Genomic DNA, 7,701 nt, shown 5'->3' on the forward strand with positions numbered 1-7,701 from the left:
ACTCTGCGCCGTCCGGCCTACTGGCCGGACGGGTTCCCCGCCATGGTGGCTGGCACCATGGCGGCTTTTTTTGCGCAGTGTGCGCAGCCTCGCCTTAGCCGCTGTTGCGCAGGCCCGCCGCCACCCCGTTGATGGTCAGGTGAATGCCGCGCCGCACGCGGATGTCGTCACCGTCCTTGCCCGAGCGGTAGCGCTTGAGCAATTCCACCTGCAAGTGGTTGAGCGGGTCCAGGTAGGCGAAGCGGTTCTTGATCGAACGGGCCAGCAGCGGGTTGTCCGCAAGGCGTTCATGACGGCCGGTGATCAGCGCCAGCATCTCGCACGTCAGGTGCCACTCGGCGCTGATGCGCGCGAACACCGTCTTGCGCAGCGCGGCGTCTTCGCACAGCTGCGCGTAGCGCGAGGCCACGGCCAGGTCGGTCTTGGCCAGCACCATGTCCATATTGGACAGCAGCGTGGTGAAGAACGGCCAGGTCTTGACCATGCGGCGCAGCGTGGCTACGGCCGCCTTGTGCGCACGCTCGTCCGGCGCCTCGTCCAGCAGTGCCTTGACCGCGCTGCCAAAGCCGTACCAGCCCGGTAGCAGCAGCCGGCACTGGCCCCAGGAAAAGCCCCAGGGAATCGCGCGCAGGTCTTCGATGCGGCGCTGCTTCTTGTCCATCAGCTTGCGCGAGGCCGGGCGCGAACCCAGGTTGAGGTCGGCGATCTCGGTGATCGGCGTGGTGGCGAAGAAGTAGTCCTTGAAGCCGGGCGTGTCGTACACCAGGTGACGATACGACGTGAACGCGCGATCCGAGAGCTGCTGCATCACGGCCTCGAACGTCGCCAGGTCCTTCGGCGCGTTCTGCGTCGGCAGCAGCGAGGCTTCCAGCGTGGCGGCGATCACCGTTTCCAGGTTGCGCCGGCCGATCTCGGCGTTGGCGAACTTGCTGTTGATGATTTCGCCCTGCTCGGTCAGGCGGATCTGGCCGTTGACCGTGCCCGGCGGCTGCGACAGGATGGCCTGATAGGTCGGGCCGCCGCCGCGGCCAACGGTGCCGCCGCGGCCGTGGAATAGCCGCAGCTTCACGCGGCGCGCCTCGAACACCTGCACCAGTGCCAGCTCGGCCTTGTATAGCTCCCAGTTGGAGGTGAGGAAGCCGCCGTCCTTGTTGGAGTCGGAGTAGCCCAGCATCACTTCCTGCTCGCCGCCATGGTGGGCGATCACCGAGGCAAAGCCCGGCAGCTCCAGCAGCGATTGCATGATGCCGGCGGCGTTGCGCAAGTCCTCGATGGTCTCGAACAGCGGGATCACCATCAGTTCCGGGCGCGCCGGGTTGGTCTTGTTGCCCAGCGTGCCGTGCAGCATGCCGGTTTCCTTCTGCAGCAGCAGCACTTCGACCAGGTCGGACAGCGTCTCGGTGTGCGAGATGATGTAGTTGCGGGCCACGCGCGCGCCGTAGCGGGCGCGCAACTCGCGCGCCATGTTCAGGATGGCCAGCTCGCTGCGGGTCTGCTCGGAATAGGCATGCCAGGGCAGTGTCAGCAGGCGCGGCTGGCGCAGTTCGGCCAGCAGCAGTTCCAGCTTGCGGGCTTCCGTCAGGCCGGCATAGTCGGCCTCAACCCCGGCTGCGGCGAACAGTTCCGCGATCACCGCCTCGTGCACGTCGGACACCTGGCGCATGTCGATCGAGGCCAGGTGGAAGCCGAATACGGCGATGGCCTTGGCCAGCGCGTCGATGCGGGTGCGCGCCAGCGCCTCGCCGTGATGGGCGCGCAGCGAGTCGATCACGACCTGCACGTCGGCGGCAAAGGATTGCGCGTCGGCATAGGGCGCGGAGTCGGCCACCGGGTGGCGCGGCGCGGCCTGGCCGGTGACGGCCTGGCAGGTTGCCGCCAGGCGCGCATAGATGCCGATCAGTGCGCGGCGGTACGGCTCGTCGGCGCGATGCTCGGAGTGGTCGGGCGAGGCATCCGCCAGCGCCAGCAGTTCCGGGCTGGCCTCCACCATCAGGCTCGACATCGACAGTTCGGCGCCCAGCGCGTGGACTTCGTCCAGGTACCACTCCAGGATCAGCGACGATTGCTGGCTCGCGGCGTGTTGCAGCGTGTCGGCGGTGACGTTGGGGTTGCCGTCGCGGTCGCCGCCGATCCAGGAGCCCATCTGGAAGAAGGGCGCGAGCTGGGTAGAGGCGGCAGGCGCAGCCTTGCTCTTGCGCGCGGCGGGAAACACCGCGGCGATGTCCTCTTCCAGCTCGCTCATCAGTTGCGGGATGCCGCGCAGGAAGCAGGTGCGGTAGTAGGACAGCGCATTCTCGATTTCGTCCACCACCATCAGCCGCGTATTGCGCAGCATGCGGGTCTGCCACAGCGTGGTGACGCGCGCGCGCAACAGCGCGGTGTTGTGATCGCGCTCACGCGCGGTCATGGGCAGGTCGCGCTCGGCCAGCAGGCGGGCGATCTCGCGCTCGGCGTCGAGAATGCTCTTGCGCTGGACTTCGGTCGGGTGCGCGGTCAGTACCGGCACGATCAGCGCTTCGTCGAAGAACTTGCGCAGTGTCTTGCCGGTTACGCCGGCCGCGTCGATGGCCTGCAGCGCATGCGCCAGGCTGCCCGGCTGCGGCGGCGATCCGGCCAGCGCGTGCACGCGCCGGCGGCGGTTGTGGTGCTGGTCCTCGGCGATATTGGCCAGGTGCGAGAAATAGCTGAAGGCGCGCACCACCGAGTTGGTCTGGTCGCGCGACAGGCGCTTGAGCAGACGATCCAGCTCCGCGCCGGCGGCGCGGTCGTTCTCGCGGCGAAAGCGCACGGCGGTCTGGCGGATGGTCTCGACCAGCTCGAAGGCCGATTCGCCTTCCTGCTCGCGCACGCAATCTCCCAGCAAGCGGCCCAGGAAGCGGATGTCCTCGCGCAGGGGCACATCCTTGTCGCTGGCGCGGCGGGCCGGGGTCGCGGCGGGCGCGGCTTCAGGCTTCGCGGCGCTGGTGCGCCTGGCGCGGGTGGCCTTGGCGGATGGGGCAGATGGGGCGGTCGCGGGAATCGAGGCGGAAGCCAATGCGGTGTCGGGGGCGTCTGCCCGGCTGGCGGTTGGCTTGCGCCGGCCTGCGGGGCGCGCAGCTTGCTGCGTCATGCAATCTCCTGTCGTTTCTTATCTATTGTGTGTTGTCTGTTGGCCCGGAGCGGCTTGGGGTGCGTGCTAACATTCGCGGATGCAAGCATCCGTCTCCCCGTCTTCGTCCAGCGCTGCGCCGCGCAAGCTAGTCATCGCCTCCCGTGAAAGCCGTCTGGCTATGTGGCAGGCCGAGCATGTGCGTGCTGCGTTGCAACAATACTATCCCGCGTGCGATGTGTCCATTCTCGGAATGACGACGCGCGGAGATCAGATTCTAGACCGTACTTTGTCCAAGGTTGGCGGCAAGGGCCTGTTCGTCAAGGAACTCGAGATCGCGATGGCCGAAGGCCGCGCCGACCTCGCCGTGCACTCCCTCAAGGATGTGCCGATGGAGTTGCCTGAAGGGTTTGCCCTGACCGCCATCATGGAGCGCGAGGACCCGCGCGATGCGCTGGTCTCAAGCCGCTTCGCCTCGCTGGACGACATGCCCGCGGGCACCGTGGTAGGCACCTCCAGCCTGCGCCGCGAGGCCGCGTTGCGCACCCGCTACCCCCACCTGGTGATCCAGCCGCTGCGCGGCAACCTGGATACCCGCCTGGCCAAGCTCGACCGCGGCGACTACGGCGCCATCATCCTGGCCGCCGCCGGCCTCAAGCGACTTGGCCTGGCCGACCGTATCCGTGCCGTGCTGGATCCCGTCAGCTCGCTGCCGGCAGCCGGGCAGGGCGCGCTGGGTATCGAGATCCCGTCCGGCCGCCCCGAGCTGGCCGCGTGGCTGGCGCCGCTGAACCATGCGCCCAGCGCGCTGGCCGTGACCGCCGAGCGTGCCGTGTCGCGCATGCTGGGCGGTTCGTGCCAGGTGCCGCTTGCCGCGCATGCGCGCTGGGAGGGCACGCAACTGCACATCGACGCCTTCGTGGCGCTGCCCGACGGCAGCCGCAGCGTGCGGGCCCAGTCCGCGGCCGTGGTGGAAGGCGCCGATGCGTCCAGCCAGGCCGAAGCGCTTGGCAAGGCCGTTGCCCAGGACCTGTTGGGGCAGGGCGCGGCTGATATTCTCGCGGCGCTGGTGGATCCGGCGTCCCCTCAAGCCCCTGCCTGAGACCGGCCCATGCCCCGCCCGACCGTCGTTGTAACACGACCCGCCGGGCAGTCCCGGCAACTTACCGAGGCCTTGTCGGCCGCCGGCCTGGACGTGCTTGGCTTTCCCCTGCTGGCGATCGGCCCCGTGGCCGACGATGCCCCCTTGCGCGCGGCGCTGGCGCAACTGGCGGACTTCACGCTGGTGGTCTTCGTCAGTCCCAATGCCGTGGCCTTCGCACTCGATGCGCTGGCCCAGGTGCAGGACAAGCCCGCGCCGCAGTGGCCGGCATCCGTAGCGGTAGCCGTGGTTGGCCCCGCCAGCGTGGCTGCGCTGGCCGAGCGCGGGATTGCCGCGCCCAACTATCGCGTGATCGCCCCGGCGGGTTGCACGACCGGCCATGAGGCAGACAACGGCGACGCCGCCAACGGTGGCGACGGCGCCGCGGCGCGCTTCGATTCCGAGGCCCTGTGGCAACAGCTTGAAGCCCAGCTTGGTGCCGGGGCGCTTGCCGGACGTAAGGTCTTGATCATCCGTGGCAATGGCGGACGCGACTGGCTGGCCGAGCGCCTGCGCGCCGCCGGCGCCGAGGTGCAGGCGGTCGAGGCCTACCAGCGCTCGGTCCCCACGCCCGGCAGCATGCAATGGCAAGCCGTGCGCGACGCGCTCAAGCCGGGCGCGGCACCGCAGGCCTGGCTGCTGACCAGTTCCGAAGCCGTGCGCAATCTCGATGAGATGGCGCGCCAGGCCCTGAGCCCGCAAGAGCTCGCCTGCCTGCGCCAGGTGCAGTGCATCGCGCCCCATGCGAGAATCGCCGAACAGGCCTTGGCCCTCGGGTTCTCGCACTTGCTGCGCGCCGCACCCGGAGACGAAGGCCTGCTGGCGGCTTGCCGCCAGTGGGCGCAGGCGCATGCCGGCCCGCCGGCGCCGATGCCTGTCGCGGCGCCGCCGGCTGCCGCCGCGCCCGTCCCGCTCGCCACGGTGCCGCCACTCCCGGCACCACCACCAGTCAACCCACCGCCCGCAACGTCAACGAAGGTCGATCGCGTGACGCAAGACAATACCGCTCCTCCCGCTTCCAGCCCGCCTCCCGCGGCTGGCGCCTCGCTGCCCGCGCGCGGCGCACCCCGCGTCAATCCATGGTGGTTGCTGCTGTTCCTGCTGATCCTGGCCATCGGCGGCGGTTTCTGGTGGCTGCAGCAGCGCGTGGACCACCTGACCCAGGAACTGGCGCGGCGCCAGCAGAGCAACGATGCGCTGGTGCAGGAAACCCGGGTGCTCTCGCGCAACGCGCAGGACACCGTCAAGGAACTGCAGGCCAAGGTTGGCGCGCTGGACGGCCAGGTGGGCGAGGCCCGCGACAAGCAATCCGCGCTGGAGCAGGTCTACCAGGACCTGATGCGCAACCGCGACGACTGGGAGATTGCCGAGATCCAGCAACTGCTCACCAACGCCGGCCAGCAACTCCAGCTGACGGGCAATGTGCAGGTAGCACTGGCCGCGCTGCAAAGCGCCGACACGCGCCTTGCACGGACCGACAAGCCGCAGTACAACCTGCTGCGCCGTGCCATCGCCCGCGACGTGGCGCGCATGAAGGCCGTGCCGGATACGGACCTGACCGGTGCCGCCATCAAGCTCGATGAAGCCATCAACCAGATCGATACGCTGCCGTTGCTGTCGAGCGAGCGCATGCTCGAGCGCAGTGAAGCGGATGCGCGCAAGACGGACGGGAAGGCGGAGGCTGTCGACAAGCCCGCCAAGCCCGCCGGCGCCAAGGCTGGCAAGAATGCCGCCAAGGACGAGGCCGCGCCGGCCGGCAACGCGATCGGCAACTGGTTTGGCCGCCTGTGGGGCAGTGTGCGCGACGAGCTGATGCAGGTTATCCGCATCCGCCGCGTGGATGATGCCCAGGCACTGCTGCTGACCGGCGACCAGGGCTGGTTCCTGCGCGAGAACGTCAAGCTGCGGCTGCTCAATGCGCGCCTGGCGCTGCTGTCGCGCAACGAGCCGGTGTTCCGCAATGACCTGGCGGCCGCGCAAGCCATGATCGGACGCTATTGCGACACCAAGTCGCGCCGCGTGCAGGCCGTTCTGACCCTGCTCAAGCAGGCCCAGGCCGGCGCCGTGACGGTGCAGTTGCCCACCATGGCGGAAAGCCTCGGCGCGCTGCAAGCGCTCAAGAAGGAGTAGCGCATGCGGCTTCTTTTCTGGGTAGCTATCCTGTTTGGCGGCGCGGTCGGGCTCGCGCTGTTCACGCAATTCAACCAGAGCAACCTGGTTCTGTTCTACCCGCCTTACCGGGTTGAGCTGTCGCTGAACCTGGCGCTGGCCCTGCTGTTGCTGGCGTTCTTCGTGGTCTGGACCATCCTCAGCACTGCGCGCCATCTGTCCGAGATGCCGGCGCGTGCCGCGGCCTACCGCGAGCGCAGCCGCATGAACCGCGCGCAGGCGGCCTTGCGCGAGTCCATCGAGAACCTGTTCGCCGGCCGCTTTGCCCGTGCCGAGCGTACCGCGCGCGAGGCCCAGGCCTGGCCTGAGCAGGCCCAGACGGCAGCGCTGATCGGCGCCCGCGCGGCGCACCGCATGCAGGAAACCGAGCGGCGCGACGCCTGGATGGCGCAGGTGACCGATCCTGAGCGCGAGCAGGCCCGGCTGGTGTCGATGGCCGAGTTGCTGGTCGACGCGCGCGATGCGGAAGGCGCGCTGGAAACCATCGCGCAGCTGCAGGCCCAGGGCGCGCGTCAGATCCACGTGCAGCGCATCGCGCTGCGTGCCCACCAGCACCTGAAGAACTGGACCGAAGTCCTGCGCCTGGCGCGCTCGCTGGAAAAGCGCAATGCCCTGCATCCTGTGCTGGCGCTGCGCCTCAAGCAACTGGCCTGCGAGGCCCTGCTGGAGGAGCGCCGCCACGACGTGCAGGGCCTGCAGGATTTCTGGCGTTCGTTGTCCACCGACGAACGCCGCGCGGCCCGCATCGCCGAGCCCGCAGCGCGCTATTTCGCGGCGCTGGGCCGTCAGGATGAAGCGCGCAAGATCGTGGAGGACGCGCTCAAGGTCAACTGGGATAGCCGGCTGGTCTTGCGCTATGCCGAATGCGCGGAGCCGGGACGTGCGCTGCCGCAGATTCAGCAGGCGGAGAAATGGCTGACGCAGCATCCTGTGGACGCGGATCTCTACTTCACGCTAGGCGTGCTGTGCCTGGGCGAGAAGCTATGGGGCAAGGCGCAGTCCAGCTTTGAGCGGGCGTTGAAATATGCGGATGCTGACCTGCAGCGCAGGCTGCGGGTTCGGGCGCATCTGGCGTTGGCTAAGATGTTTGAGGAGACCGAGCGGCCTGAGGAGGCACAGCGGCATTATCGGGAGAGTGCGATTTTGGCGGCTTGAGGGGGTGGGTTGGGGTTGATGTCAACTGCAAAATTAGCTTCAACGTCAAGGGATTAACCGCAACTTCAACAGCAGTTTCACCACCCCTGCGGGGCGGCGACCTACTTTCTTGTCTTGCCAAGAAAGTAGGCAAAGAAGGCGCGCCGGA

At 68.4% G+C, this 7,701-nt stretch carries 4 protein-coding genes; 3 read left to right on the plus strand and 1 reads right to left on the minus strand.

Annotated features, from left to right (window positions below):
• Nucleotides 1-94: 94 nt before the first annotated feature.
• Complete coding sequence (gene ppc, locus AC1Q7Q_RS38750; protein WP_492376710.1) at nt 95-3,109, minus strand: phosphoenolpyruvate carboxylase; 3,015 nt, start codon at nt 3,107-3,109, stop codon at nt 95-97.
• Between the two features lie 79 nt (nt 3,110-3,188).
• Between ppc and hemC the strand changes: the two genes are divergently transcribed.
• Genes hemC through AC1Q7Q_RS38765 form a run of 3 tightly spaced genes read left to right on the plus strand, consistent with a single transcriptional unit; the run spans nt 3,189 to nt 7,553 of the window.
• Nucleotides 3,189-4,190 (plus strand): hydroxymethylbilane synthase, encoded by a 1,002-nt coding sequence (gene hemC / locus AC1Q7Q_RS38755; protein WP_492376709.1) that lies wholly within the window; start codon nt 3,189-3,191, stop codon nt 4,188-4,190.
• Nucleotides 4,191-4,199: 9 nt separating this feature from the next.
• Nucleotides 4,200-6,359, plus strand: a complete 2,160-nt coding sequence (hemDX, locus tag AC1Q7Q_RS38760; RefSeq protein WP_492376708.1) for a fused uroporphyrinogen-III synthase HemD/membrane protein HemX — start codon at nt 4,200-4,202, stop codon at nt 6,357-6,359.
• Nucleotides 6,360-6,362: 3 nt separating this feature from the next.
• Nucleotides 6,363-7,553, plus strand: a complete 1,191-nt coding sequence (locus tag AC1Q7Q_RS38765) for a heme biosynthesis protein HemY (protein ID WP_174422644.1) — start codon at nt 6,363-6,365, stop codon at nt 7,551-7,553.
• Nucleotides 7,554-7,701: the final 148 nt, after the last annotated feature.

The sequence above is a fragment of the Cupriavidus sp. GW823-FHT07A04 genome (assembly GCF_058794615.1).